This is a genomic window from Exiguobacterium sp. s43 (assembly GCF_018617255.1).
Lineage (GTDB): Bacteria > Bacillota > Bacilli > Exiguobacteriales > Exiguobacteriaceae > Exiguobacterium > Exiguobacterium profundum.
Genome location: NZ_JACSJT010000001.1, coordinates 1,932,923 through 1,959,185 on the forward strand (window position 1 = coordinate 1,932,923; position 26,263 = coordinate 1,959,185).

Sequence of the window (26,263 nt, forward strand, 5' to 3'; positions counted from 1 at the left end):
GTCGATCACTGTCTTTGTGTTTAGAAGAATGATGCTGGGTTAACTGTGCTTCCCGCGCTCGATGAAGAGTACGAATAGCCGCCACGGTGAATCTCGAAGTGAAGGTGTGAACCTGTCGAGTTCCCTGTGCTACCCATGCCGCCAAGGTTTTGTCCTTGTGACACGCGTTGACCCGCAGAAACTGATACCGAGCTCATGTGAGCGTATACTGTCGTCCATACTTGCCCGTTGATCACGTGTGCAATCATAACATGGTTTCCGTATGCGCCACCCCAACCTGCACGGAGGACCGTACCTGTTTGTGCTGCATAGATCGGTGTACCGACTGGACCTGCGATATCAAGACCGTTGTGGAACGAGTAGCCGTTCGCACCGCTTGCTGGACCCCACCCTTGTGAGAGGCGACCGCTTGCTGGACGTTGGAACATGCCACCGCTTGCTGGTGCAGACGCTACCGGTGCTGTTGAAGCACTTGAACCGCTATTCGAGCTTGAACCTTGTTGCTTTTTCGCCGCCGCAGCTGCTGCCGCTGCACGACGTGCTTCTTCTTCAGCACGACGTTGCGCTTCGATTTCTGATTGAATCGCTTGTTCTTGAGCTTTGAGCGTATCTTCCATCTCTTGAAGGCTCATGAGTTTCGATTCGAACTTCACTTTTTCAGCTTCAAGTTTCTTGATTTTCGCAGCGCGCTCTTTCATTTTTTGATCGAGCTCTTTCTGACGTTTTTCAAGTTCTTCTTTTTGCTTCACGAGTGAATCGCGCTCTGCTTTCAAATCAGCTTGCGCTTTCGCGAGTTTTTCTTTCGTTGCTTCGTATTCTTCGAAGATTTGTTGGTCGTTCTCTTGGATCGTACCAGCTGTGATCATGCGTGTGATCAAATCACCGAAGTCTTTAGAACCGAAGATGAACTCAGCCCAGTTGACTGACGAGCCACCGTTCTTTTGCATCGTCGCCATACGATCTTTCATAAGATCTTCTTGTGCTTTCATTTTCGCTTCGTACTTTTTAATTTGTGCTTGAAGCTTTTTAATCTTTTCTTCAGTTGCACGAATCTCAGCTTTTTTCTGAGCGACATCGTTGATGACGTCTTGGAGTTCAGCATCTAACTTGTTGATCTCTTGTTGCTCTTTGCTGATGGCTTGCTCACGTGATTGAATCGAAGAGTTTGCTTTCGACTGTTCACTGCTATTCTTTTGTCGTTGTTCTTGTACTTTCTTCTGCTTCTCTGTAAGTGAGGCTGCATAAGTCGGTGACGTTCCGCCGATCAAGAGTGCGCCTAGAGTGACTGTTGCTGCAAATTTCTTCAAGTTACCCAATGTGCTTCCCTCCGCTGATTCCCGTGTAGTTTTTATCTATAGTCGTGCAATTATTTTTTATAAGATAAGTCGCGACATTTCGTTCGCTCTGTGACTCATTATAGCAATCTAAACCAAAAGTTATTTTACACTTATATTTCATTCGTATGACATTGACCTAATTTAGGTTTTATCCTTTAAAAAACGTGGGTATAGACAATATTTTGTTTGGTTCGTTGTCACAAAATAGTTTTAAAAAGAAAAAAAGCACTTCAAGAAAGCGCTTTTCACATAGTAACCCATTCATTTTTTTGACTACCTTAAGGCAACATAACCGGTCCGTTTGCTATTTTTCCGTTTCGAACGAAGTAATAACAACCCACCGAATAAGATGACACCTGCGGCAGCACCTGTACTATCCAAAAGGACATCTTCTAACAGCGCGGTCCGTTCAGGAGTCAAACTCTGATGATACTCATCAAAAATCGCCACCGTGTTCGCAAGTGCCCAGGCGAAGAGTAAGTTCAGTCCCGCATGAAGATTCGTTCGCGAGATGGCCTTCACGAATAATGCACCGAGAACGAGGAACGTGACGACATGTGCCGTCTTCCGCATAAAGAACTCAATCAATCCTGTCGTCCCCAACGTATCGAGCGAGATTTCCTTTCCTGCATAGTCGAACTGCACGTTCGCTAGCGTTGGTTCGATCCAGCTCCAATTGAATCGCTCGAGTGGCGAAACGATAGACTGGTCCGAGTAAGGCGTCGCACTTGATAAAAAGAGTCCGATTAAAATAAGCGCAATCCATATAAATTCATTTTTTAAAAATCGCATAACACCGTTCCTTTCTACAACGTTTTTCATTATACGGATTCTTTCTTCGGAATGATGTAACAGCGACATCATGATTTCATAACAATTTGATTGCACGCAACGCGTTCAAGTTCGAGTCTGTCTCCTTCTCTTGGTATACTACAAAAAAAGGGGGAATTATCATGATTTATGATTTTGAAGCAGTAGACATGAAAGGACAATTACAACCGTTAGCTACATATAGAGGCGACGTCTTACTCATCGTCAACACGGCGAGCAAATGTGGATTCACACCGCAGCTCGAAGGCCTCGAGTCACTTTACAACACCTATAAAGGACAGGGCCTACAAATCTTAGGTTTCCCGTGCAACCAGTTTGGTCATCAAGACCCGGGCTCCAATGAAGAAATTCAAGAGTTCTGTCAACTGAATTACGGGGTATCGTTCCCGATGTTCGCGAAAGTCGACGTGAACGGCAAGGATGCCCACCCACTCTTCACCTATCTCTCAAAAGAAGCGCCCGGGCTTCTCGGGTCGAAGGCGATCAAATGGAACTTCACGAAGTTCTTAGTCGATCGTGATGGAAACGTCATCGAGCGCTTTTCGCCACAGACGACACCGGCTGAAATTGAGGATGCGGTGAAGAAACTGATTTGACCTCATCCTGAAGGCGTAGATTGATTTCTCTCTACGGTCTAATTGGCGTTTACACTTAAGCCATCTATCATATTCTATGCACAGTAAATCGTGAAGGAGTGTCACACTTGTATAGAATGAAAAAAAGAATAGTGCTGGGAGTCAGCGTACTCCTCGCACTTTCAGTAACTCTTGTATGGCTTGCCCAAGGAAGAACGGACCCCATTTTCAAAGATGAATATGATGAAAAAGCCAAAAGTTCTCGATATACATCTAGTTGGGTTTGGCCCGAGAAGGACAGTGTCTCACATCGTGGAGGAGAAGGTAGCGGTGTCTCTACCTCCCCTTCAGGATATGTCTATTACTTACACCGCAGAGATGGAAGCTATGCGAATGAAGAATTAATCACGACCCCTACAATCACAGTGTTTGATCCAAACACAAACGAGATTGTCGATGAATTTGGGGACAACCTGTTTCAATCTCCTCACGGGATCGAAGTGGACGCTCAAAACAACATTTGGGTAACGGATATCATGTTGAATAAAGTTTTCAAGCTGGATGAACGTGGCAATGTTCTCGCTACGTTTGGGGACGATTATCGCCTCGGCACTGAGACAAGCTTACGGATTCGAAATGAACTGCCTAACTTCCCTGTCCCGATGAATGAATATACTTTCGCACGGCCAACTGATGTGACCGTAATGGAAGATGGTTCATTCATTGTGGCTGATGGATACCGAAATCATCGTATTGTAAAATTCAATCGTGATGGGAACATCCAATGGGAAGTTAATGCTTATGGTTCTTCCGATGGTGAGTTTAACTTGCCTCACGGAATCACTCACGATCAGTCAGGGAACATATATGTGGCTGACCGAAATAATGCTCGCATTCAAGTGTTTGACCAGGATGGACAACACCTTTCCACATGGGATGACACCGAAATCGGAAGACCTTACGGAATCGATGCAGGGAACGATGGCAACATCTATCTTGTCGATGGTGGCGATTATCTGAACGGGGAACGTGAAACTCCTAACAGTCAAATTGTCGTTTTAAGTCCGAAGGGAGAAGTCATTGAACGATTTGGTTCTTGGGGGAACAAGATGGGTCAATTGCGCATCCCCCACGATCTCACTGTACAAGAGGACGGAACAATTTTTGTCGCCGAACTACTAAACGAACGACTTCAAAAATTCACAATCACTGAATAAAGCAAACGAAAGAACGCGCTAAATTCGTCATTAGCGCGTTCTTTTAACGTGGTGTGATGAAATTAATTGTATAGAAAGGACTACCGTCGTCGTTGTAAGCGAGCCCGACGGCAGCATGGGTGAAGCGCGGCTGCATGATGTTCTCACGATGCCCTTTCGAGTTCATGAGTCCCCAATGCGCATGGAACACGCTCATCTGTCCCATGGCCAAGTTTTCGCCGGCCATCGAATACGAAAGTCCCGCTTCGTCCATTCGATCGAACGGGTCTTGTCCTTCTGGGTCCGTATGGCTGAAGAAGTCGTTCTCCGCCATGTTCTGACTATGCGCCCGTACGACCGGATAGAGCGGTTCATAGTCGGCTAAAGCGTTCAATTCAAACTTTTCACGGTCCCAGTTCATGAGGATGCGCATCAACTGCTCATTGGCGACCGTTCCCTCTTTCGACAAATCACCATAGTACCCCTCACTCGCCTCTTCGACACGGCGGTCGACCGACAAGATCCCTTTCAGGAGGTCATCATCATGCTGGTCAAAAAAGAAAGTGACATACTGACCATCGATTGCAAAAACGGAAAACGATGGATCGTCCGGAATCAAGTATCGATTCAATCCTTTATTATACGAAGTCACCGCCTCGAAGCCGATGTCCTCGACTTGATCACGGGTCGTTTCATTCAGTACGAGACCTCGATACGTGCTGCCTGTCTCGAACTGATAGAATCCTTTTTTCGCACCGTCCTCATCAATCAGTTCAAGTCCGCGGTCACCGCCACGTTCGACCAAATACCAGTCATGCCCGGCATACTGACTTGCGAACTTTGGCGTGTCTGTCGCTCGTTCGGTCGCCACCTCAGACTCAACCTGAATGCTCGTCGGGGCAGAGACGTTCGGCATCTCATATTGCCAAGCCATATAAAGTCCAATCCCCATCAAGAGGATGATCAATTTTCGAAACATGGCTCCTCCTTCCTTACTGCTCGCGCTGACGCTCCCCGAAATCGTGTAGTCTCGTCTTGATATCGGTAAGCATCTCCATGTATGCGACATACGTCGCTTCGTCTATATTCAGCATACCACTTACTTGTAGCGGTACATTCGCCGCCTGCTCACGCAACGCGCTACCGCTTTCGGTCAAACGAACGATGATTTTTCGTTCGTCGTCCGTCGCACGACTTTTCTCCACATAGCCGATTTGGATGAGCCGTTTGACGAGCGGCGACAATGTCCCAGAGTCGAGGGTCAACCGCGATCCGAGTTGTCGCAAATCGATTCCATCCTCTTCCCATAAGACAAGCATCACGAGATATTGACTATACGTCAGGTTTAGCGGTGCTAAAATTGGGCGATATAACCGGGTAAGCTCTTTTGAGGCGGTATACAATTGAAAACAGATTTGATGTTCTAACTTTAACGATTGGTCCATACTTAATCCTCCGTACTCTTCTTTAGCCAAGCATATCACTTGCGAAACTTTTTGACTGCTCTATAATTTAAATTGTGCACAACTTAATTGTTAAAAACGAAATGGAGGAATTCAATCATGAAATCACTATTCACAGCATCAGCAACAGCAATCGGTGGCCGCGAAGGTCACGTGAAATCAACTGACGGCGTCATCGACATGAACGTCTCGATGCCTGGCGCGAAACACGTCGACGGTGCGACAAACCCAGAACAACTTTTCGCAGCTGGCTATGCGGCTTGCTTCGGTAGTGCCCTCAACCTCATCATCGGAAAAGAACGTGTGAAGACAGATGGTTCAAGCGTCACAGGTCACGTCACATTAAACCAAAACGATGAAGGTTTCTTCATTTCAGTTGAACTTGAAGTCGAAATCAAAGGTGTTGACCAAGCAACAGCAGAACGTCTCGTTGAAGAAGCACACCAAGTGTGCCCTTATTCAAAAGCGACGCGCGGCAATGTCGACGTCAAATTGACAGCGAAAGCAGCATAATCTTCCATCCCGCTCGTAGGAGCGGGATTTTTTTTGCTTAACCCTGCCTATCGGAGTAAGATTAAAGACACGATTAAGGAAGGAGGGAGCACTGATGAAGAAACATAAATCGACTCTTCTTTTTGTTGCACTCGGCATTTTGTTGTTCACGGCGACGTACAATGGGTTGACCGTCCGGACGTATGACGTGACGTCCGATAAACTGTCAGCAGATGAGTCACTCCGCATCGTGCTCCTCTCCGACTTACACAGCGCCTCATACGGTTATAAACAGTCGATTTTGATCGACCAGGTTCGTGCACAGAAACCGGACCTCATCGCTTTACCGGGCGATTTACTCGACCGATATCGTTCACCTGAACCCGCCTTCGAACTAATCGAAGGGCTTGAAGGGATTGCGCCGATGTATTTCGTGACCGGCAACCATGAAATCGATGGATCGGATGACTATGTCCGTCACAATGTGAAAGACGTGTTTCGCTCATACGGTGTCAACGTTCTCGAAGACGAATGGGAGACGGTCACCATCAATGGAATCGACCTCGTCATCGGCGGGCTAGAAGATCCTCTTCGTGGGTTCAGAGAAAATATTTATACGGATTGGGATGCGGAGTCGACTGCGGCGATGCAGGACATCGCCCCCGATGAGACGTTCAAGGTACTTCTTTCGCACCGTGCCGAACAAGTCGATACGTATGCTAAACTTCCATTCGACCTCGTCTTGTCCGGACATGCTCATGGCGGGCAAGTGAGAATCCCTTATTTGATGAACGGATTATTCGCACCTGACCAAGGATTCTTTCCTGAATACGCCGGCGGACTCTATGAGCATGAGACGTTCACCCATGTGATTGGACGGGGATTCAATTACAGCTTCAACATTCCACGTGTTTACAATCCACCAGAGATTGTCGTGATCGATGTGAACGGAAAATAACGGACACTCAAGCGAGTGTCCGTTTTTCTTACCAGATGATTCGTTCTTCACAACATTGTCGTTCCCGTTCAATCTGGACCGTCGAACGTTCGAACGTCCCGTATTTCCGGATTCGTTCCGTCACTTGTCTCAAGACGTCTTGATCATCCGTCTCTTCTCCAATTAAAACGTGACAAGTAGCCGCATGTTCGCTCGACGAGATGGACCAGACATGCAAGTCGTGCACTTCTTTCACCCCGTCAACTTTAGCAATCTCTTCTTGCATCGCCCGGACGTCAATCTGTTCCGGCGACCCTTCCATCAAGATATGAATGGCGTCACGCGTCACACGATAACCACTGATTAAAATCAAAATCGCAACAAAGGCGCTTGCGACCGGGTCCGCCCACGTCCATCCGAACAACATGATGAGGATTGCTGCCGTGATGGCTCCGACCGAGCCGAGCAAATCTCCGAATACGTGTAACAACGCACTCTTCACGTTCAAATTATCTTTCTCCCCGCGCATTAAAATCCAGGCGGCAAGGATGTTGACGAGTAGCCCGATGATGGCGACGACAAGCATTCCACCACTTAGAATTTCTGGTGGCGCGCTGATTCGTTGGTATGCCTCGACAAGAATATAGACCGAGATGACGAGTAGTGTCAGCCCGTTAATGAATGCCGCTAAAATCTCGAAACGTCGATACCCGAACGTCCGGTTCGGTGTCGCCGCTTTCGCCCCAAATCGGACAGCGAGGAAACTGAGTCCTAACGCAGCCGCATCTCCTAGCATATGACCCGCATCCGATAATAGCGCCAAACTGTTCGTCCATAGTCCGCCGATCACTTCGACGACCATGAACGCCGCAATCAAGAGAAAGGCGAGTAAGAGCGCCCGCTGATTCGTCGAATGATGGTGATGGTGGTCGTGATCATGATGATGTCCCATAACTGACTCCTCCTTCTACTGTTTATCTTATTCCATTTTAACCAAACATTCAAACGTTCATTTGAATGAAAAACAATAAAAAAACGGGAGAATGAACTCTCCCGCTTTGTCTCATTTTTGCTCCAGACGGACACGCATGACGCCGCTATAAGGGAACAGTTTCAATTGGACCGTCTCACCCTCGAACCAAATTCCGGTCGCTTGTTCGCGAGTCGGTTGTAAGTCTGGCGTCGCGGTTACTTGTTTGTCCCAATCCACGGCCCGTACTTTTTGGTCCCGGACCATGAGGAAGAATCCATCATAGAAATGATACTCGTTCACTTGGTCACGTTGAACGGCAGAAGGACTGCCAAGCTCCGCACGGACGGTTTCGAGATCTTTCCCAATCCAGTCGAGGACGGACTCCGAAGCGTTTGGGACGACTTGTTGCCAAGCGGCAATCACCTCGTCATCCGATAAAGCTGTCGCCTCTGTCGTCACACTTTCTTCTGTGACCCAGCCGGTCAACCGCTCGTTCAACTGAACTTTCACAAATCCACTTACCGTCTCCAACCGTTCAAATCGATCACCCAAGTCGGCTTCATAAACGACCGTGACCCGGTCATCCGCGTATACTTTCGTATACGGTTGTCCGATATAAATCTTATCTGCTGATTCCGTCTCAGCATCAGCATCAGCATCAGCCGGTTGTTCCGACTCGGAGTCGACCATTTCCGTGGCAATCTCATCAGATTCCGGTAAAGCCGAGTCCTGTTTCTTGTCAATCAGTGCCGCGAACGCGATGATCCCGACCAAGGCGAGCATTAATGCCAATGCCGTCGTGATACGGAACACGCGTTTACGCTTCCGCGTCGTCGCACGCGACAATCTTCCTCCATTCATGTTCTTCACTCCTACTCGATTCGATTCATTTCACTCGTTTCGTCAAATGGTAGGAGGTTTCCTGCTTCATCAAAAAATTTCAATTCATCTTTTGTCAATTCGTCCATCGTTCTGACCATTTGTTCGACATCGACCGGTTCATCGCGCTCATCGTTCTCACATATGACAATGTGCTCTCCTAATTCAATCGTGCGCGAAGTCAGACGATGAAAGTAGCGGTCGTGGGAAATCAACAATAATCCACCCGGATAGACGGATAAGGCCGCCTCGATTTGTTCGCGTGTCGCCACATCTAAATAGTTCGTCGGTTCATCTAATGCCAACAGATGGGCATCCGAGAAGTACAAGATGAGAAACGCGATTCGACACTTTTCCCCCATGCTCGCCTCGGTAATCGGTCGGTGCACTTCATCTCGCCGGAACAAGAAGTGAGCGAGCAACGTTCGCGCCTCCGTCTCTCCGATCTCACTATTGGCGAGTAACGCCTCAAGTAACGTCCCGGTCTCCGGGAGACGCTCGAGCGTTTGAGAGAAATATCCGATCTTCAGACGAGGATGTCGCTTAATCACGCCCGAGTATGGTAATCTTTCGCCGATCATCACGTTTAATAACGTCGTCTTTCCGCTTCCGTTCGGTCCGATAATCGAGATCCGCTCTCCTTTATTCATCGAGAAGGAAAACGGTTCATAAAACGGATTGTCGTATCCAAACGTCACATCCTCACACGTCAGCCACGTCTTCGCTTCGAGCTCATCCGCCGCAAAACGGACGGAGATGGGTTTCTCCTCTTTTGGTTTTTGTGGACGATTGTCTTCGAGCTGCCTTAACTTCTGTTCTCTCGCCTTCATTTTGACTGCGAGATTGGCCGCTCCCTTTTGCGCTCCTGGACTGCGGACACTCGCTGTCGCTTTCGCCTTCAAATGCCATCCTTTATATTGGGCAATCATCTCGAGCAGTTCTGCCTTTCGGTTCTCGTATCGAGCACGAGCTCGCTCATCACGCACGCGTTCTTCTTCTTTTTGATGCTTATACGCCGTATAGTTTCCCTGATATCGTGTGACCCGGCCTTCTGACAGTTCAAGAATGGTCGTTGCGACATCGTCCATCAGTTGACGGTCGTGTGAGATGATGAGCACTGTCCCCTTGAACTGGTTCAACCACTTCGTGAGCCAGTCAATCGACTCGAGATCGAGATGGTTCGTCGGTTCGTCGAGCAGGACGAGGTCCACCCGCTTCATCGTCAGTGTTGAGAGCTGAGCTCGCGTCTTCTCGCCTCCGCTTAACTCGTTAATGTTTCGGAAGAGGTGCTCCTCCAGCCCAAGTCGAGTCAATGCTCTTGTCGCCTCTTGTTCCAAGTTGTACACATCGAGTGCGAGCGCCCGTTCATAGGACCGCATGACACGCATCTCGTCACCAGAAGAAACATCTTCATAGAGCGCATATCGTTCTGGATCACTGCGCATCGTCCACTCAAGTACGGTCATGTCTGTCGATTCGATGGTCTGTCGGACGAGTCCGACCTCTCCTTGACGTTCAATCTTCCCGGCTTGAGGGGTCAACTCCCCTGTCACGAGTCGGAAGAGCGTCGTCTTCCCGCTCCCGTTCAGTCCGAATAATACGGCACGCTCTCCAGCCGCGACCTCGAACGAGACCGCGTCAAATAATGGTTTCCGGTCATAGTCAAACCGGACTTGTTTTACTGCTAACATCTGTTTCACCTCGCTTATGAATCCGATACGCGATGAAACAAAAAACACCATCCGCTTCAAAGCGGTGGTGTGAAGGAATCCGTTCAAAGAGGAAAACGAGCGCTTCCCGTATTTGAAAAAATGGACACACTTCACCCGTGACTGTTCAAGCGAACAGTGATGATTCGTCTCATCGTTGGAGTGAACGTGTATTTTTCATGGCACGGTATACCTCTCTTTCCTAAGTTACTGCCACCTTATCAAATTGAAAGCGGATTCGCAAGAGTGTACCCCACAATCTCCCATTTTTTCTACTCCTTTAGGCGGATGCGGTGCACCTGTCCTCGCGATATGATGACAGTATATTCGAACAGTGAGGTGATGCATGATGCGTCGACGCATCCTCGTTCCGAGTGCCGTCTTGGCGAGCGTCGGAACGTTTCTCTATACACGATTCAAACGACGGCTCCCCCGTCCGCGTTTTAAATGGCCTGAACGTCCAGAACTGACAACCATTGATGAGACGCATGTGCAGGCGACGTGGATCGGGCATTCGACGGTCCTCATTCATTGGTATGGGCTCAAGATTTTAACAGACCCCGTCTTCTCAAAACGAATCGGTGTCCATCTCGGACCGCTGACAGTCGGCATGAAACGTCACACCGCTCCGGCCCTCTCCATTGAGGAGGTCGGCCCGGTCGATGTCATCCTACTCAGCCATGCCCATATGGACCACTTTGACCATAAAAGTTTGAAGCGACTCATCACTCGCGAGACGATTGTCGTCTCTGCTCCTGGGACGAGCCGCCTGTTGCGCCGATACCCAAGTCTGCAGACGCTCGAACTGCATCCACATGACAAAGTGACACTTGCGAACGGGCTCGATGTCCGCGCCATTCCCGTCAAGCATTGGGGCAACCGTTTCCCGTGGGACAAACATATGGGGTACAACGGGTACCTGCTCAAATACAAAGGGATTCGTATGCTCTTCGCAGGAGACACGGCGTACACCGACTCCTTCAAAGGACTCGCCGATCGTGAACCGATCGACCTCGCCTTTTTCCCCATCGGTGCCTATCAACCGGACTCGTTCCAGGAAGCGCACTGTACTCCGGAACAGGCTTGGATGATGTACAAAGAGAGTGGAGCGAAGCGTTTCTTCCCGATGCATTGGGACACGTTCGTCCTTTCTTATGAGCCTGTCGAGGAACCGTATCATCGTCTCGTCGCGGCCGCAAAACTCGACCGTGACCAAATTGTGATCAAGGCGCACGGGGAAAGCATCCGTCTGTAGTTTTTCCTTTCCCTTCATCCAAAATTTCGGTAACGTTATAGACGAGAGGGAGGGATTTTTTATGGAATGGACGACGTTGAATAATGACGTCAAGATGCCGATGCTCGGGCTCGGTGTCTATAAGGTCGAAGATGGCGCGGTGACGGTCGATACGGTCAAAGCTGCGCTCGATGCAGACTATCGATTGATCGATACGGCTGCGATTTATCAAAATGAAGAGAGTGTCGGACAAGCGCTTCGTGAAGCAGGCATCCCACGAGAGGACGTCTTTGTGACGACAAAGCTTTGGAACGAGTTTCACGGATTCGACGAGGCGCTCCAAGCGTTTCAGGATAGCCTAGATCGGCTCGGACTCGAGTATGTCGACTTGTTCCTCATCCACTGGCCGATGCCTCGTTTCGGTAAATTCGTCGAAACGTACAAAGCACTCGAACAATTGTATGAAGAAGGACGCGTCCGAGCAATCGGCGTCTCGAACTTTGAGATCGAGCATTTGGAACAAATCATTCAATCTTGCTCGATTGTCCCGGCCGTGAACCAGGTCGAGATCCATCCATATTTGTCTCAGAAAGAACTAATTGCATTCTGCAAACGATATGACATCCAAATTCAAGCGTGGAGTCCACTCATGAAAGGACGCGAAGCGCTCGAAGATGAGACGATTGTCAAGATTGCGAACGCTCACGGCAAGTCACCGGCTCAAGTGATCTTGCGTTGGCATTTACAGAACGGAGTCGCTGTGATTCCAAAATCGGTCACACCGAGTCGAATCAAAGAAAACATACAGGTATTCGACTTCACGTTGACGAAAGAAGAGATGGCGGCCATCGATGCGCTCAATCGTGACGAGCGGACCGGGTCCGACCCGAAAGAGATGCATAAAATCCATTACTGAGGAGTGAATGACATGTTCAAAAAACTAGCTTCTGATTTGACTGGCTTCAGCGACATCGGTGAGGTGATCGACCCGTCCGATTTCGATAAGGCGGACTCGGATGATTACGTCCTCCATGAGGATAACGAAAAGATCTACTTCTTGATCAAATCAAAATCGGATGAGTACTGCTTTACAAACTTAGGAATGATTCACCTCGACGGGACGAGCGCGATGAGTTCGAAACGAGTTCTGTATCGTTACCCTTACGCACACTATCCGATTAAGCACGTCATGTTCGAGACAGCCGGTACCGTCGACCTCGATGTCGAAGTCAAATTCACAATCGGCGACAAGCCATACTCAATCGATATCAACAAGAAGCAAATCGAGCACGTGAAAGATTTGTACAAGGCACTCCTTGCGATTGAAGAGATTCAGCGAGAAGGCCGTCGCATGATGGAGTATGCGAATACGTCGCTCACACACTCGGTGTCGATTTTGAGCGGACTCCGTGAAGGTGACATGAACGTCCCGAACACGTTCAAGGAATTGAACGAGCAATCGTTCGATTGGCTACAACGTCACTATCATGAATGGAACCGTAAAGACTTCGGTACGGTTTACGAAAAATACATCAATAACTAAAAACAACTCCTCCGCAGACGATTTGTCTTCGGAGGAGTTGTTTTAGTTCTCATCAATTAACTGCTCGGCCAATCGCTGATACAAGTGGCTCATGTGAACGGCAGACGCAATAGCGAGCGACCGCTGGATACCATTCTCTTTTTCGACCGATGCATTCAAAAGCGTGTCCGCCTGAACTTCGAACGCTTCTAAATTCTTCACTTTCTGCGCCTGATACGCCTCGTAGAAGTCCTCAAGTGAAAACGTCTCGTCCGACTCGTTCAAAGGGCGGAGTGTCTCCTTGATGTCACTGATTGACAGAAGGCCTTTCATCTCATAAATCAAACTGAGCAACATCAGATGTTCATTCGTATACTTCTTATTTTTGACAGGATGGAACAACTTACCCTTCGCATAGTTGTTGATCATCGTCTTCGTCAAAATAGTCTCATCTTCGTTCCGCTTCATCTTGTCATAATGTTGCTCGAACAATTGGATGACCTGATCCATGTATAAATCGATTGTCGGTAACACTTCTCTCGGAAGCGTCCCTTCCGTCTCGGTAATCTGTTTTGCTTTCATCTGTCTCACCTCACCTCTTCAGTATAATGAAAACTGCGACTTGTCGAAAGGTATACCTTGCTGTTTGTCCCTTTTCAGTATATCATGTAGTTATCGATACTACATGATGTGATAAGGAGTGTTTTACATGAATTCGATTTTCCGAGAACCGATTAACGCGTTGACGCATCTCGCCGGCGCGGTACTCGCTTTCATCGCGCTGATTGCCATGGTCGTCAAAGCCTCACTACTTGGCTCGCCACTCGCGATTATGGCAGCGATTCTATTTGGGATCAGCCTCGTCTTTCTCTATTTATCGTCCGGTCTTTACCATAGCATCATCGCCTCGCCGAACGTCATCGCTTTCTTCCGGAGAATCGATCATGCGATGATTTACGCATTGATTGCGGGTACATACGCGCCACTCACGTTACTCGCTCTCGAGGGACCGACGCGGTGGGTCCTCTTCGGTACCGTACACGCACTCGCCTTGTTCGGCATTGTCTTCAAACTCGTTTGGTTCCATGCCCCGCGTTTCTTGTCGACCGCGCTCTATATCGGAATGGGCTGGCTATCCGTCTTCTTTATCGGACCGCTCCATGAAGTGATTGGCAACGCCGGCATCTTCTGGCTCGTACTCGGGGGCGTCATGTATACCATTGGTGGACTCATTTACGGGTTCAAGCCAAAATTCGTCAACTGGCGCGGCTGGGGCTTCCATGAGGTGTTCCATCTGTTCATCTTGTTCGGAAGCTTCGCCCACTTCGTCTGTGTGTTCTGGTACGTCTTTTAAGTCCTCCTCGTGGAGGGCTTTTTTTCATGAGCCGTTTCCTGTACTTTGAATTCAAGATTTCCTACACTAAGGACAGGAGGGATTCATCATGAAAATTGAAGTATGGTCAGATTATGTCTGCCCGTTTTGTTATATCGGTAAGCGTCGTCTAGAAGAGGCGCTCGAACAGTTCCCACAGGCGGATCAAGTGGAAGTCGAATTCAAGAGTTTCGAGCTCGACCCGAACGCCCCGACGAATGATTCACGTACCATCTATGAGGCACTCGCAACGAAATATCGGATGCCGATTGAACAGGCAAAAGGAACGACAGCACAAGTCGCTGCACAGGCCCGCGAAGTCGGACTCGATTACGATTTTGAGAACATGGTCGTGACGGGTACGCTCGACTCGCATCGTTTGACACATTACGCGAAAACGGTCGGGAAAGAAAAAGAATTGTCGGAAGCGTTGCTGCAGGCGTATTTCGTCGACGCGAAACACATCGGGAACCACGATGTGCTGCTTGAAATCGCGACAAGCGTCGGACTCGATCGTGACGCCGTGCGTGACGTCTTGACGACTGACCTGTATACGGAAGACGTACGTGCAGAAGAAAAACGCGCGAGCGACCTCGGCATCACTGGTGTCCCGTTCTTCGTATTCGACAACAAATATGGGGTGTCTGGTGCTCAGCCGACGGAAGCGTTCACGCAAGTGCTCGAAAAAGTCTGGTCTGAGAACAATCCGACGATTCAAGTCCTTTCGAACGGCGCGACGTGCACCGACGACAACTGTGATATTTGATTTTTGATTGATGAAGAAGCCGACGTTCGGCTTCTTTTTTGTGGCTAAATGAATCATTCTCAAGCATAATTATTATCAACAGATAAGAATCGAGGAATACATTTATGTGGAAAAATCGGAACGTCTGGATCATCTTGACGGGCGAATTCGTCGCCGGTCTTGGTCTATGGCTCGGCATCATCGGGAACTTGGAATTTATGCAAGACCGTGTCCCCTCTGACTTTGTGAAGGCGGTCATTCTCGCCATCGGCTTACTTGCCGGGGTCGCCATCGGTCCGCTCGCGGGTCGCTTGACCGACCAAGGTTCTAAGAAAAAAATCATGCTCATCTCGAGCATCGTCCGGGCGCTCAGCGTAATCTTCATGTTCGTCGCCATCGAGACGAATTCGGTCGTGTGGATGGTCGTCTTTTTAATCATCTTACAAGGATCGGCCGCTTTTTATTTCCCTGCCCTCCAGGCAGCGATTCCGCTCATCGTGAAGGAACGGGAGCTTCTTGCCTTGAACGGCGTTCATATGAATGTGTCTACCTTGTCGCGTGTCATCGGGACGGCGATTGCAGGTGTCCTTTTGACACTGATCTCGCTCCGTAACGTCTACGCGCTCTCGCTCGTCGCCTACCTGTTGCTAGCGGTCGCGACGCTCTTCTTGAAACTCGATGAGACGAAAACGCCCTCGGCGAAAAAGGTCGATGCGAAAGCGTCGAGCGGTTTCAAAGACGTCTTCCCAATCATCAAATCGATTCCAGTCATCTTCATGACACTCGTCATGACGCTCATCCCGCTCCTCTTCATCGGAGGATTCAACTTGCTCGTCATCAACATCAGTGAGTTGCAAGATTCGACGGCGATTAAAGGATGGATTTATACGGCAGAGGGACTCGCCTTCATGACAGGTGCCTTTATGATTAAACGGATCGGAGAAAAATTCTCGGCGTTCTCGATTTTATTCTCGTTCTCGTTTTTAATCGGTGTCGCCCAACTGATGCTCTATTTTGCGGACATCCCGTTCATGTCCATTGCTGCGTTCGTTCTCTTCGGCTTCTCGGTCGGATGTTTCTTCCCGACGGCGGTCACGATTTTCCAGACACGGATGCCAAAAGAATATCACGGTCGTTTCTTCTCGTTCCGAAACATGCTCGACCGGATCATCTTCCAAGTCGTCCTTCTCGTGACAGGATTCTTCCTCGATTTGATTGGACTTCAGCTCATGGTCGTCTTGTTTGGAATTAGTTCGATTGCGATGACCTGCGCATTTCTTGTATACACGAGAAAGCATCAATTGCATATCGAGGAAGATTCCACAGAGAAGATGTCTTCCTAACAAAAAAACAAGCGGTGACCGAGGTCATCGCTTGTTTGCGTCTTCGAGCTCTCGCCACCACGCCGTCGTATCATTCCGACCGTCGAGCGTGATTCTCTCCCCGATTTTCGGAGTGAGGACGACTTCTTTTGGTAAAAGAGACGACATCTGTTCTGCCGGGTCGAACCAATCATGAAACGAGAGCGTGAACGCCCCCCAATGGATCGGCATCATTTGGTCGGCCCGTAAATCGTGAAACGCTTGCGCGGTCTCTTCCGGCTGCATATGGACGTCTGGCCAGCGCACATCATATTGCCCGCATTCGAGTGCAGCGAAATCAAACGGTCCGTACTGTTCGCCAATCATCTTGAAATGCGGAGCATAGCCACTGTCCCCACTGAAGAAGAGCCGATCCGTCTCACCGAGGACGACCCACGACGCCCACAGCGTGCTGTTGCGGTCCGTCAACGAGCGACCGGAGAAGTGACGCGCCGGCGTACAGACGAATGTCCACGACCCGAACGCATACGACTCGCCCCAATCCCGTTCTACGATTCGTTCTGCCCCGACACCCCATCGTTTCAAATGACTCCCTACCCCGAGCGGTACGATGAACATGGCGACCTTGTCTTTGATGGCAAGAATCGTTCCATAATCGAGATGGTCGTAATGGTCATGCGTCAATAAGACGACATCGATTTCGGGCAAGTCCTCGAGTTCGAACGGCAAGTCTTCACTGAAGCGTTCGTTTTTAGCGAACGGGAGTGGGGATGGGCTACGTCCAAACATCGGATCGACGAGCATCGTCTTCCCGTCCATTTGTACCATGAGCGCCGAATGACCGAGCCAATAGATTCTTGTGAAACTCGAGCCCGTCTTCTCCTCAAAATCGATTGGCACGATCGGAAGACGTTCGGTAGGCTTACGCAGTGACGTCACATCACGATAGTCGCGCGCCATCGACACCATGTCTTGCGTAGAGAAGTTCATCGGTGTCTCATATTGATTACGGAACTTTCCATTGATCCGGTTCGGAGATTGAAGCGATTTCGGCTTTCGTCCAAGTGGTTTGTACTGTGTCAGAATCGTTCCGGTGACAGCCGCCATTCCAACCAATGAGAGCAACATCGTCTTTTTCATGTAGGTCCTCTTTTCTAATAGTTCGTTGAATTGATTATAGCGTGCCTTCGCCGTTTCAATACGAGAAAGTATATTGATTCGCCTATCTTTCAAAAAATGGCGTGCTCTTCATTGAGCATTCTGCTTATTCCATTATAGCAGTTCTCTTAAACCAAAAAGACCTGCCCACCCGTGTTTGGTGGAGCAGGTCTTCGGTTAAGATTTTTGCAAGATTTTAATGTCGTTGATGATGTCTTCGGTCGGAACGTTTTGGAAACCAGGATACGCCTTGATGATTTTTCCTTCCTGGTCGACCAAATAGAAATACGTGCCGTGGTCGACTTGTGTACCTTCGTCAGGCTTCCGGACGAGCGCCTTGAAGTTCTGTTGGGCAAACGTTTCAATCTCGTCTTGCGAGTAGCCTGAGAGGAACTGCCAATCTGCTTTCGCAAGGTCATAGCCACTCATAAACTCTTTCATCTTCTCCGGAGTGTCCACCGTCGGGTCGACGCTGAAGGAAACGAATTGCACGTCTTCGACGCCCTCTTCTTCAAGCGCTTCATTCAGCTTTGTCATATTGTATGTCATCGGTGGACAGACTGTCTCACAGCTTGTGAAAACGAAATCCGCCATCCACACTTTCCCTTTTAAATCGTCAAGACTGACCATTTCTTCATCTTGATTCGTATATTCGAACGATTCGACTTCCCAGTTGAGCGGATCCTCAATCTCTTGACCACATCCTGCTAGGACGATGAGCATCGTCGTCAAACCAATCATCCACCATTTCTTCACACGTGCCAACTCCTTATCGCTTTTTGACGTTCCACATGAGGATTGTGATGAGCGTGAAAGCCGTCAATGCGAGGAACGGGATCGTGATGAACCCGAGCCAGTTAATGTATTGACCGCTACACGGAACTCCTTGTGCACAAGGTTGAATTTCTGCAAAACCTGGCACTTTCTGTACCAAGTAATGGTAAAGTGATACGAAACCGCCTATGATAGTAAGCGGTAACACATATTTCCGAACCGCCCGATCGTCCGTGAAGACGGCAATTCCCAAGAGGATGGTCAGCGGATACATAAAGATACGTTGAATCCAACATAGCTCACATGGCACGAACTCCCGAATCTCACTGAAGTAGAGACTGCCGAGCGTCGCCGTCAACGAGACGAGCCAAGCGAGGTATAACCCATACTTTTCGAGAAATGATTTCATCTTACAAATCCTGCTCGATCAGCTCTTGGATTTTTTCGTAATCGAACGGGTCTTCGAGCATCACGCCGTTGATCATGATGGACGGGGTGAATTGAACACCGTTCTCTTTTACAAGACCGTCATCCGTACTGACTTTTTCAAGTACGGTCGATTCTTCCCCAAGGTCTTGCTCAAACTTCGCCAAGTCGACCGATGTCGTCTCGCCTGCGATTTCTTTCAGCTTCTCGACGGTCACCCACGCATTGTCATGTTGTTGTGATTCCGGTTGCGCATCGTAGAGCGCCTTATGGAACTTCCAGAACGACTCAGGGTCTTGCTCGTATACCGACTCGGAAGCGAGGGATGCCAAGATCGATTCTTGTCCGTGGAACAAGACGTTAATATAGCTGAAGCTGACGTCTTCCTTGTCGAGATAATCCGCTTTCAGTTGCGGGTAAATCGTTTCACCCCACTGTTTACACGAAGGACACTTGTAATCTCCGAACTCGACGACCGATACTTTTGCGTCCGGGTTTCCGAGTGTCGGTTGTCCTTCAATCGAGACGTGATCGCCACGCTCAGCTGTCGTCGACTCATCTTGGTTGAGTAAGACGAACACCAATGCGATTAATGCGACCGCGACGATGGTCAAGATGACCAACAATTGATTCTTTTTCATTCTCTTCACCTCTATCTATTTTCGACTCGTCTTTCATTATAGCGGAAGCTCTTCTTCCTATCATGATATCGACTCGTTTTTCATAATTCTCTTTAATTCAAGCTTTAGGAGGTTTATTTACGCATGATCAAGTCTTTTACGATGCGCCTCGGACTCATTTTGGCGCTCAGCATTGCCACGCTCGTCTTTTTACTGACGATCGCACTCACTTCCCTCATCAGTCACCGGGCATCTGACGCGCTCGAGAAAGAAATCGGGGAACGCCTCTCGACGACATCACATCAATTGGCGGACAAACTCGATTTTTATATGTGGTCACGCTATCAAGAAGTCCAACTCTTACAAGGCCTCGATTTAGAAGACCGAGACGAGACACGTCGACTCCTCGACCAAGTCCAATCAAACATCCCCGCCTTCTCTTGGATGGGCATCACGGATGCGGACGGGACCGTCGTCGCTTCGACGAACGGGATTCTCGAAGGGGCATCGATTGCGGAACGACCGGTTTATCTTGAAGCGCAAGATTCCCCATTTATCGGAGATGTCCACGAGGCAGTTCTCTTAGCTGAATTATTGCCGAATCCGACGGGAGAACCGCTCCAATTCGTCGATATCAGTGTCCCGCTTTTCCAGGACGGCTCGTTTCAAGGGGTACTTGCCACTCATTTAAGCTGGGCCTGGGGGAAAGAAGTACTCGAACATTTCAATCGAACGCTTCATGAACAAGTCGATGATACGGATTTATTCGTCATCAGTGAACGAGACAGTGTCGTGCTCCTCGGTCCAGACGACATGGTCGGAAAACCACTCCCTGTATCCTTTACAGAAGACGCCTCCGTGAAAGAGTGGGATGACGGTCAAGACTATCTGACAGGCATGTCAATCGGAGAAGGATATGATGAATATCCTGGACTTGGTTGGCAGGTCGTCGTCCGTCAGCCGACGGCAGTCGCGTTTGCACCAGTCGAGACACTTGAAACGAGAATTCTATGGATTGGTTTATTGGCCTCACTTGTGACGGCTGTACTCGGTTGGCTACTCGCTTCGATCGTGACGAAACCGTTGAAGCGAATCACCGAAACGGCTTCGCTCATGGAACAAGGGAAAGCGAACACGTTCCCCCATCAATCAGGAATCGAAGAGATTGAGTCGCTCGCGTTCGCGCTCGAATCGCTCGTCACCTCCCTGACAGAGTCTGAATCGGAGCGGGTACACTTTGAAAAACTAGCAAACCGTGACGCACTGACCGGTCTTTCAAACCGGGTCGCCCTACGTGAACAGCTGAATCAACTACACACCTCGCAAGAACCGTACGTCTTCTTTTATCTCGATCTCGACGGCTTCAAGGCGGTGAATGATACATATGGTCATGCGGTCGGGGACGAGGTATTGGTCGAGGTCGCACACCGGTTACGGACGCTTTCCATCGATGAGGTTTACCCCGTCCGATTGAGCGGAGATGAGTTCTTCCTCATGTTCCCAAGGACTGAGCGTTCGACCCAACAGATTCGGGAGGTCGGCAGCACACTCATCGAGATGATTTCTGAACCGATTACGCTAGACATCGTATCGGTAAAAGTCGGGGCTAGTATCGGGGCGTCCATTTGGAGTCCACCGGAACCACCACACATCGCTATCGAACAAGCGGACGAAGCATTATATCTGTCAAAAGCGAACGGGAAACACCAACTTTCCTTCCATGAGTCGCTCTCATGACATCGTTTCCCCATGCAAAAGGAGTTCATTATGAACTCCTTTTGCTTATTCTTCCGTTTCCGTATCCACGTCTTTTTTCTGCACGTGTCGCCAGTCCGTTCAAGAATCCAATGACAGCATACATTTCCTCTAACAATACGTCCTGTTCTTTATCGATTTCATCGAAGATGGCTTGTCCCCATCGTTCAATGATTCCGCCGAGTTGAAGATAGTCATCGTTTTTGATTTTATTCTTGTCGCGCAACAACTCCAAATAGTCACGAACCTCTTTCAGATTTTCATGTGTCATCGAGATGGCACCCGCTTTTTCTGTCGCCAAGACTTTTTGATGGGTGATCAGTTGCATCGCATCGACGCGATTGTCTTTTCTCGTTGATTTTCATCATAAATATTTACTCAACAAAAAAAACTATAATAAGATTTTTTCTAAAACCTGACGTAAAAAAGCACTCGCCCCTATATAGGAGCGAGTACTTCCTGTTCTTACGCTTCGAACAATAATTGTTCTGGATCTTCAATCATGTCTTTAATGTGCTTGAGGAATGTCACAGCCTCACGACCATCTACGATTCGGTGGTCATACGAGAGTGCCACGTACATCATCGGACGGTTCTCCATTGTATCCGCATCGATGGCGACTGGACGGAGTTGAATCGAGTGCATCCCAAGGATGGCGACTTGCGGTCCGTTCAAGATTGGTGTTGAGAGGAGTGAACCGAACACGCCACCGTTTGTGATTGTGAACGTACCACCTGTCAAATCACTCAACCCGAGCTTGTTGTTACGCGCTTTGTCCGCGAGGTGAAGGATATCTTTCTCGATTTCCCCGAAGTTTTTGCGGTCCGCTTCACGGACGACCGGAACGACGAGACCATCTGGAGCCGATACGGCAATCCCGATATCATAATATTTCTTCAAGACGATTTCGTTGCCTTGGATTTCAGCGTTCAAGTAAGGCATCCGCTTGAGAGCTGCCACTGCTGCTTTCGTGAAGAACGACATGAAGCCGAGTTTGACATCGTTGTCTTTCACGAACTTCTCTTGGCGACGTTTACGAAGTGCCATGACCGCCGACATATCGATTTCGTTGAACGTTGTGAGCATCGCTGCCGTCTGTTGCACTTCGACGAGACGGTTCGCAATCGTTTGACGACGACGTGTCATTTTGATGCGCTCTTCTTCTTTTCCACTCGCTGCCGGTTGTGGTGCCGGAGTGGCAGCAGCTGGTTTCTGCTCTTTCACGGCTGGTTTGTCTTCATGTTTTGAAACGTCATGGACGTTGATGCGACCGATTGGATCGTTCGTTTGGACAGCTGAAAGGTCGATACCTTTCTCTCGAGCGAGCTTGCGTGCAGCCGGTGTCGCGATTGGTCCTTTACCCGGGCTCGCCACGTGCTCTTCACGTTTCTCGACTTTCTTGCCTTCTTCAATAGACTCTGTCTTTTTCTCAGTCGGTGCTTCTGTTTTCGTTTCTGTCGCGTTTTCCGTTTTCGTCTTCGTCGCGACAGCCGTTCCGCCACCAGAACCTGAACCGAGACGTGCGATGACTTCACCGACTTGAACCGTGTCCCCTTCTCCGGCAAGTTGTTCTTCTAACACACCCGCTTCGTCAGCCGGGACTTCGATATTGACTTTATCTGTCTCGAGCTCGACGATTGCTTCCCCTTTTTCGACTTGGTCGCCTGGCTGTTTGAGCCATGTCGCGACCGTTCCTTCCGTAATGGACTCTGCTAATTCCGGTACTTTGATTTCGATCACAATGAGTTCCCCCTTAACTTATTTACGATCTTTTTGATATGTGCTCGTGCCTGCACCGCTCGAGACGACGTCACGAGAGAGTGCTTCACGGATGATGCGTGCTTGTTCTTGTTTATGAGCTGTCGGATTCCCTTCAGCCGGACTCGAACGACGGCGACGGCCGATATAACGGACATCGAGTCGGTTCGTTGTGACCGCTTCTAAACGAGGCTCGATATATGTCCAAGCTCCCATGTTTTTCGGTTCTTCTTGAACCCAGACGATTTCACGCGCGTTCGGATAACGGCTGATGATGTCACGAATCTCACGAACCGGGAACGGGTAGATTTCTTCGACACGGACGATATGCAAGAAGTCGAGTGACTCTTCTGACTTGCCGACCGCTTCCGCGAGGTCGATCGCCATTTTCCCTGTGCAGAAAACAAGACGTTCAACTTTCTCTGTGTTTTCCCCGAGACCTGGCTGTTCGACGATTGGTTTAAAGCTCTCTTCCGTAAACGCCTCGACTGGTGACGTGGCGAGCGGGTGACGAAGCAGACTCTTCGGTGTCATGATGATCATCGGACGAATCTCTTCTTTCCCGAGCATCTCTGCTTGACGACGAAGAATATGGAAGTATTGTGCCGCAGACGAAAGGTTTGCGACCGTCCAGTTTTTCTCCCCGGCAAGTGTCAAGTAGCGTTCCATACGTGCACTTGAGTGCTCCGGCCCTTGTCCTTCGTAACCGTGCGGCAAGAGCATGACGAGGCCTGATTTTTGACCCCACTTCGCGCGTCCCGCTGAGATGAACTGGTCGAACATGACTTGCGCCGAGTTCGCGAAGTCACCGTATTGCGCTTCCCATAGGACGAGTGTATCTTGTGCGAATACGTTATAGCCATATTCAAATCCTAGCACCGAACCTTCTGAGAGCGGGCTGTTATAGACCGAGAATGATGCTTTCGCCGTCGACAACTCATGGAGTGGCGAGAATTTTTTACCTGATTCGACATCGTTCAACATGATGTTCCGTTGGGCGAACGTTCCACGCTCTGAATCTTGACCGCTCAAGCGGACCGGCGTACCATCTGAAAGAATCGACGCGAAGGCGAGCGTTTCCGCATGACCCCAGTCAATTTTCCCACCTTCGCTGAACGCGTCACGGCGACGGTCGAGCACTTTTTGAAGCTTATGGAAGACACCAAAGCCTTCCGGCCAGTTCAGTAACTCTTCGTTCAATTGCGTGAGGAATTCCCGTTCGACGCTCGTGTCGACTTTCGGGAATCCTTTATGAACCGCATCCGGTAATACGATATCTGCATCTTCTTCTTCAGAAGGAACGAGATCACGTGCTGCCTTCAAGGCTTGTTCGATTTTTTGTTCAATTTGCGCTTTCTCATCTTTCGTCATGATGCCTTCTTCCTCAAGTCGTGCAGCATAGACGTGACGGACGGACTGGTGTCCTTTGATGGCTTTGTAAAGGACCGGGTTCGTGTTCATCGGTTCGTCCATTTCATTGTGACCGTAACGACGGTACCCGATCAAGTCGACCAAGATATCTTTATGGAACTTGGCACGATACTCACTAATCAACTTCGCGACGGCAACACATGCCTCCGGATCATCCGCATTGACATGGAAGACTGGAATCTCGTAGCCTTTGGCGATATCACTTGCATAACGCGTCGACCGCGAATCGTTCGGGTCCGTTGTGAAACCGATTGTGTTGTTGGCGATGACGTGAACCGTCCCACCTGTACGGTAACCCGTCAAGTTTGTCATGTTGAGTGTCTCCGCGACGATACCTTGTCCTGGGAAGGCCGCATCTCCGTGGATCAAGATTGAGGCTGCCAAATCGTCGTGCTGTACAGCCGATCCTTTTTCAGAACGGTCATCTTGTGCGGCACGTGTATATCCTTCGACGACCGACCCGACGAACTCGAGGTGACTCGGGTTGTTCGCCAAGTTGAGACGGACTTCTTTTTGCTGTTCGACCACTTTCCGGTCAAGACCGAGGTGATATTTCACATCGCCTGACCAACCGAAGTTGATGCCGATTGACCCTTCAGATGGAATCAATTCTTTGTTCGGCGCGTGTTGGAACTCCGCAAAAATCATCTCGTACGGTTTGCCGAGAACATGGGCAAGTACGTTCAAACGTCCACGGTGGGCCATTCCGATATTGATATGTTCCGAACCGCTCGAAATGAGGCCTCCGACCATCGCATCGAGAAGTGGCACCATCGCATCCAATCCTTCGATTGAGAAGCGTTTTTGTCCGACGTATGTTTTATGAAGGAATGATTCAAACAGTTCGGTTTCAGCCAAACGTTTGAACAACTCGACTTTTTCTTCTTTCGAGAAGGTTTGCTGTAACGCCCCTTGTTCGACTTGACGACGGATCCACTTCTTCTCTTCCATGTCATCTAAATGACGGAGTTCGATGGCGACCGTTCCTGTATAAACGTCAAGCAAGTGACGGAATAGTTCTAAGGCGCTCGCGTTTGGTTTTGGTGCATCGTCTGATAAAAGGCGGGCCGGAATTTGTTTTAAGTCTTCTTCTGTCAAATCATAGCGTGACAGTTCGAATAGTTCCTGCTCGCGCGGGTGATCTTTTAGTGGATAAATATCAGCTGCTTTATGACCGAAAGCACGGATGTCGTTGATGAGCCGTGTCGCCGAGACGACCTTCTCTAAATCAAACGATGGACCCGAGACCGGCACTTCTGTCGGTGACGACGTTTCCGGTGCCCCAAATTCGTCAAAATATCGACGCGTTTCTTCATCGACCGATGATGGGTCTTCCAAATATTGTTCGTACAGTTCAATGATGTAGCCTAAGTTAGGACCATAAAATGCTTGCGATTTCTCGTGAACATTCGACGACTCTCCCATTGAATAAATCCCCCTTATCCATTCCTAAACGTTCAATCTGTGAACGCTTTCATTTTAACATGTAGCCCGAAGCAGTTCACCTTTCTCCTACCCTGGTGAACAAAACCAAATCTTGCCTCTTACGCTCAACTTCATACTACACCTTTCGTCGCAGAAAGACCCTTACAAATTCACAATTCGTCCATACTATTTCAATAAGTTTTGCTTATCGATAAATTGTGTCTTGATGTATTTGTTTCAACAATTTCAAAAAAAGATGAAACCTTATTTCAAACAGCCCCGTAATAGGGAGTGTAGGCATTACACTATTACTCTTAACAGAAAGCTAG

Annotated in this window: 26 protein-coding genes; 11 read left to right on the top strand and 15 right to left on the bottom strand. The window is 49.0% G+C overall.

Going from position 1 to position 26,263, the window contains the following annotated elements; translation table 11 throughout:
• Positions 1-20: 20 nt before the first annotated feature.
• On the bottom strand, positions 21-1,316 hold the full coding sequence (locus KNO79_RS09890; protein ID WP_196430379.1) for a murein hydrolase activator EnvC family protein: 1,296 nt from the start codon (positions 1,314-1,316) through the stop codon (positions 21-23).
• Between the two features lie 294 nt (positions 1,317-1,610).
• Positions 1,611-2,129 carry a VanZ family protein gene (locus tag KNO79_RS09895; RefSeq protein ID WP_214691190.1) on the bottom strand — a complete coding sequence of 173 codons (519 nt, stop codon included), beginning with the start codon at positions 2,127-2,129 and terminating at the stop codon, positions 1,611-1,613.
• A 158-nt stretch (positions 2,130-2,287) separates the two neighbouring features.
• On the opposite strand from KNO79_RS09895, the gene KNO79_RS09900 reads away from it, so the two are divergent.
• Both KNO79_RS09900 and KNO79_RS09905 read left to right on the top strand, forming a co-directional pair.
• Positions 2,288-2,764 (top strand): glutathione peroxidase, encoded by a 477-nt coding sequence (locus KNO79_RS09900; RefSeq protein ID WP_074037960.1) that lies wholly within the window; start codon positions 2,288-2,290, stop codon positions 2,762-2,764.
• Between the two features lie 116 nt (positions 2,765-2,880).
• Positions 2,881-3,960, top strand: a complete 1,080-nt coding sequence (locus KNO79_RS09905) for a peptidyl-alpha-hydroxyglycine alpha-amidating lyase family protein (protein WP_251125269.1) — start codon at positions 2,881-2,883, stop codon at positions 3,958-3,960.
• 43 nt (positions 3,961-4,003) lie between these two features.
• Here KNO79_RS09905 and KNO79_RS09910 read toward each other — a convergent pair whose 3' ends face one another.
• Positions 4,004-4,918, bottom strand: a complete 915-nt coding sequence (locus KNO79_RS09910; protein ID WP_214691192.1) for a CAP domain-containing protein — start codon at positions 4,916-4,918, stop codon at positions 4,004-4,006.
• A gap of 13 nt (positions 4,919-4,931) precedes the next feature.
• A complete protein-coding gene (locus tag KNO79_RS09915; RefSeq protein WP_159561931.1) occupies positions 4,932-5,384 on the bottom strand; it encodes a MarR family winged helix-turn-helix transcriptional regulator in 453 nt (150 codons plus the stop codon).
• Between the two features lie 117 nt (positions 5,385-5,501).
• Here KNO79_RS09915 and KNO79_RS09920 point away from each other — a divergent pair, with 117 nt between their 5' ends.
• Both KNO79_RS09920 and KNO79_RS09925 read left to right on the top strand, forming a co-directional pair.
• On the top strand, positions 5,502-5,915 hold the full coding sequence (locus KNO79_RS09920) for an organic hydroperoxide resistance protein (protein WP_015881037.1): 414 nt from the start codon (positions 5,502-5,504) through the stop codon (positions 5,913-5,915).
• A gap of 94 nt (positions 5,916-6,009) precedes the next feature.
• The gene (locus KNO79_RS09925) at positions 6,010-6,852 is read left to right on the top strand and encodes a metallophosphoesterase (RefSeq protein WP_214691193.1); all 843 of its coding nucleotides are present in this window, start codon (positions 6,010-6,012) and stop codon (positions 6,850-6,852) included.
• Between the two features lie 28 nt (positions 6,853-6,880).
• Here the strand turns inward: KNO79_RS09925 and KNO79_RS09930 are convergent, their stop codons facing one another.
• The 3 genes from KNO79_RS09930 to abc-f all read right to left on the bottom strand — a co-directional run bounded on the left by KNO79_RS09930 (position 6,881) and on the right by abc-f (position 10,374).
• Positions 6,881-7,783: a cation diffusion facilitator family transporter gene (locus tag KNO79_RS09930; RefSeq protein ID WP_214691194.1), complete on the bottom strand. Its 903-nt coding sequence runs from the start codon at positions 7,781-7,783 to the stop codon at positions 6,881-6,883.
• Positions 7,784-7,894: 111 nt separating this feature from the next.
• The gene (locus KNO79_RS09935) at positions 7,895-8,665 is read right to left on the bottom strand and encodes a hypothetical protein (protein ID WP_214691195.1); all 771 of its coding nucleotides are present in this window, start codon (positions 8,663-8,665) and stop codon (positions 7,895-7,897) included.
• An 11-nt stretch (positions 8,666-8,676) separates the two neighbouring features.
• A complete protein-coding gene (abc-f, locus tag KNO79_RS09940) occupies positions 8,677-10,374 on the bottom strand; it encodes a ribosomal protection-like ABC-F family protein (protein ID WP_214691196.1) in 1,698 nt (565 codons plus the stop codon).
• A 367-nt stretch (positions 10,375-10,741) separates the two neighbouring features.
• Between abc-f and KNO79_RS09945 the strand changes: the two genes are divergently transcribed.
• From KNO79_RS09945 to KNO79_RS09955, 3 genes are all read left to right on the top strand, one after another.
• Positions 10,742-11,647 (top strand): MBL fold metallo-hydrolase, encoded by a 906-nt coding sequence (locus KNO79_RS09945; RefSeq protein WP_230872783.1) that lies wholly within the window; start codon positions 10,742-10,744, stop codon positions 11,645-11,647.
• A 61-nt stretch (positions 11,648-11,708) separates the two neighbouring features.
• Positions 11,709-12,542 carry an aldo/keto reductase gene (locus tag KNO79_RS09950; RefSeq protein WP_031421296.1) on the top strand — a complete coding sequence of 278 codons (834 nt, stop codon included), beginning with the start codon at positions 11,709-11,711 and terminating at the stop codon, positions 12,540-12,542.
• 12 nt (positions 12,543-12,554) lie between these two features.
• Positions 12,555-13,169, top strand: a complete 615-nt coding sequence (locus KNO79_RS09955) for a PH domain-containing protein (RefSeq protein WP_015881030.1) — start codon at positions 12,555-12,557, stop codon at positions 13,167-13,169.
• A 42-nt stretch (positions 13,170-13,211) separates the two neighbouring features.
• Here the strand turns inward: KNO79_RS09955 and KNO79_RS09960 are convergent, their stop codons facing one another.
• Positions 13,212-13,730: a DUF1836 domain-containing protein gene (locus KNO79_RS09960; protein ID WP_214691197.1), complete on the bottom strand. Its 519-nt coding sequence runs from the start codon at positions 13,728-13,730 to the stop codon at positions 13,212-13,214.
• 127 nt (positions 13,731-13,857) lie between these two features.
• Between KNO79_RS09960 and trhA the strand changes: the two genes are divergently transcribed.
• The 3 genes from trhA to KNO79_RS09975 all read left to right on the top strand — a co-directional run bounded on the left by trhA (position 13,858) and on the right by KNO79_RS09975 (position 16,608).
• Positions 13,858-14,502 (top strand): PAQR family membrane homeostasis protein TrhA, encoded by a 645-nt coding sequence (trhA, locus tag KNO79_RS09965; protein WP_214691198.1) that lies wholly within the window; start codon positions 13,858-13,860, stop codon positions 14,500-14,502.
• 88 nt (positions 14,503-14,590) lie between these two features.
• Positions 14,591-15,286, top strand: coding sequence for a DsbA family oxidoreductase (locus KNO79_RS09970; protein ID WP_214691199.1), 696 nt, complete (start codon positions 14,591-14,593; stop codon positions 15,284-15,286).
• Positions 15,287-15,390: 104 nt separating this feature from the next.
• Positions 15,391-16,608, top strand: coding sequence for an MFS transporter (locus KNO79_RS09975; protein ID WP_214691200.1), 1,218 nt, complete (start codon positions 15,391-15,393; stop codon positions 16,606-16,608).
• 24 nt (positions 16,609-16,632) lie between these two features.
• Here KNO79_RS09975 and KNO79_RS09980 read toward each other — a convergent pair whose 3' ends face one another.
• From KNO79_RS09980 to KNO79_RS09995, 4 genes are all read right to left on the bottom strand, one after another.
• Complete coding sequence (locus tag KNO79_RS09980) at positions 16,633-17,727, bottom strand: MBL fold metallo-hydrolase (RefSeq protein WP_214691201.1); 1,095 nt, start codon at positions 17,725-17,727, stop codon at positions 16,633-16,635.
• A 195-nt stretch (positions 17,728-17,922) separates the two neighbouring features.
• Positions 17,923-18,501 carry an SCO family protein gene (locus KNO79_RS09985; RefSeq protein ID WP_031421282.1) on the bottom strand — a complete coding sequence of 193 codons (579 nt, stop codon included), beginning with the start codon at positions 18,499-18,501 and terminating at the stop codon, positions 17,923-17,925.
• A gap of 13 nt (positions 18,502-18,514) precedes the next feature.
• Positions 18,515-18,928 (bottom strand): disulfide oxidoreductase, encoded by a 414-nt coding sequence (locus KNO79_RS09990; RefSeq protein ID WP_047795569.1) that lies wholly within the window; start codon positions 18,926-18,928, stop codon positions 18,515-18,517.
• A gap of 1 nt (position 18,929) precedes the next feature.
• The gene (locus KNO79_RS09995; RefSeq protein WP_074037614.1) at positions 18,930-19,586 is read right to left on the bottom strand and encodes a DsbA family protein; all 657 of its coding nucleotides are present in this window, start codon (positions 19,584-19,586) and stop codon (positions 18,930-18,932) included.
• Positions 19,587-19,709: 123 nt separating this feature from the next.
• Between KNO79_RS09995 and KNO79_RS10000 the strand changes: the two genes are divergently transcribed.
• Entirely contained in the window at positions 19,710-21,302 is a 1,593-nt protein-coding gene (locus tag KNO79_RS10000) for a diguanylate cyclase domain-containing protein (RefSeq protein ID WP_214691202.1), read from the top strand.
• Between the two features lie 28 nt (positions 21,303-21,330).
• On the opposite strand, the gene KNO79_RS10005 is transcribed toward KNO79_RS10000, so the two are convergent.
• The 3 genes from KNO79_RS10005 to KNO79_RS10015 form a co-directional block, all read right to left on the bottom strand.
• Entirely contained in the window at positions 21,331-21,648 is a 318-nt protein-coding gene (locus tag KNO79_RS10005) for a DUF6241 domain-containing protein (RefSeq protein ID WP_214691203.1), read from the bottom strand.
• Between the two features lie 137 nt (positions 21,649-21,785).
• Entirely contained in the window at positions 21,786-23,060 is a 1,275-nt protein-coding gene (odhB, locus tag KNO79_RS10010) for a 2-oxoglutarate dehydrogenase complex dihydrolipoyllysine-residue succinyltransferase (RefSeq protein WP_031421273.1), read from the bottom strand.
• Between the two features lie 18 nt (positions 23,061-23,078).
• Positions 23,079-25,934 (bottom strand): 2-oxoglutarate dehydrogenase E1 component, encoded by a 2,856-nt coding sequence (locus tag KNO79_RS10015; protein ID WP_214691204.1) that lies wholly within the window; start codon positions 25,932-25,934, stop codon positions 23,079-23,081.
• Positions 25,935-26,263 lie beyond the last annotated feature (329 nt).

Coding starts and splice junctions, on each gene's coding strand:
- KNO79_RS09895 (WP_214691190.1), bottom strand. CDS start 2,129: ATGCGATTTTTAAAAAATGAATTTATATGGATTGCGCTTATTTTAATC.
- KNO79_RS09945 (WP_230872783.1), top strand. CDS start 10,742: ATGCGTCGACGCATCCTCGTTCCGAGTGCCGTCTTGGCGAGCGTCGGA.
- KNO79_RS09915 (WP_159561931.1), bottom strand. CDS start 5,384: ATGGACCAATCGTTAAAGTTAGAACATCAAATCTGTTTTCAATTGTAT.
- KNO79_RS09955 (WP_015881030.1), top strand. CDS start 12,555: ATGTTCAAAAAACTAGCTTCTGATTTGACTGGCTTCAGCGACATCGGT.
- abc-f (WP_214691196.1), bottom strand. CDS start 10,374: ATGTTAGCAGTAAAACAAGTCCGGTTTGACTATGACCGGAAACCATTA.
- KNO79_RS09905 (WP_251125269.1), top strand. CDS start 2,881: ATGAAAAAAAGAATAGTGCTGGGAGTCAGCGTACTCCTCGCACTTTCA.
- KNO79_RS09950 (WP_031421296.1), top strand. CDS start 11,709: ATGGAATGGACGACGTTGAATAATGACGTCAAGATGCCGATGCTCGGG.
- KNO79_RS09975 (WP_214691200.1), top strand. CDS start 15,391: ATGTGGAAAAATCGGAACGTCTGGATCATCTTGACGGGCGAATTCGTC.
- KNO79_RS09920 (WP_015881037.1), top strand. CDS start 5,502: ATGAAATCACTATTCACAGCATCAGCAACAGCAATCGGTGGCCGCGAA.
- KNO79_RS09990 (WP_047795569.1), bottom strand. CDS start 18,928: ATGAAATCATTTCTCGAAAAGTATGGGTTATACCTCGCTTGGCTCGTC.
- KNO79_RS09995 (WP_074037614.1), bottom strand. CDS start 19,586: ATGAAAAAGAATCAATTGTTGGTCATCTTGACCATCGTCGCGGTCGCA.
- KNO79_RS09960 (WP_214691197.1), bottom strand. CDS start 13,730: ATGAAAGCAAAACAGATTACCGAGACGGAAGGGACGCTTCCGAGAGAA.
- KNO79_RS09970 (WP_214691199.1), top strand. CDS start 14,591: ATGAAAATTGAAGTATGGTCAGATTATGTCTGCCCGTTTTGTTATATC.
- KNO79_RS10000 (WP_214691202.1), top strand. CDS start 19,710: ATGATCAAGTCTTTTACGATGCGCCTCGGACTCATTTTGGCGCTCAGC.
- KNO79_RS09980 (WP_214691201.1), bottom strand. CDS start 17,727: ATGAAAAAGACGATGTTGCTCTCATTGGTTGGAATGGCGGCTGTCACC.
- KNO79_RS09930 (WP_214691194.1), bottom strand. CDS start 7,783: ATGGGACATCATCATGATCACGACCACCATCACCATCATTCGACGAAT.
- KNO79_RS10015 (WP_214691204.1), bottom strand. CDS start 25,934: ATGGGAGAGTCGTCGAATGTTCACGAGAAATCGCAAGCATTTTATGGT.
- KNO79_RS10005 (WP_214691203.1), bottom strand. CDS start 21,648: ATGCAACTGATCACCCATCAAAAAGTCTTGGCGACAGAAAAAGCGGGT.
- trhA (WP_214691198.1), top strand. CDS start 13,858: ATGAATTCGATTTTCCGAGAACCGATTAACGCGTTGACGCATCTCGCC.
- KNO79_RS09935 (WP_214691195.1), bottom strand. CDS start 8,665: ATGAATGGAGGAAGATTGTCGCGTGCGACGACGCGGAAGCGTAAACGC.
- KNO79_RS09910 (WP_214691192.1), bottom strand. CDS start 4,918: ATGTTTCGAAAATTGATCATCCTCTTGATGGGGATTGGACTTTATATG.
- KNO79_RS09925 (WP_214691193.1), top strand. CDS start 6,010: ATGAAGAAACATAAATCGACTCTTCTTTTTGTTGCACTCGGCATTTTG.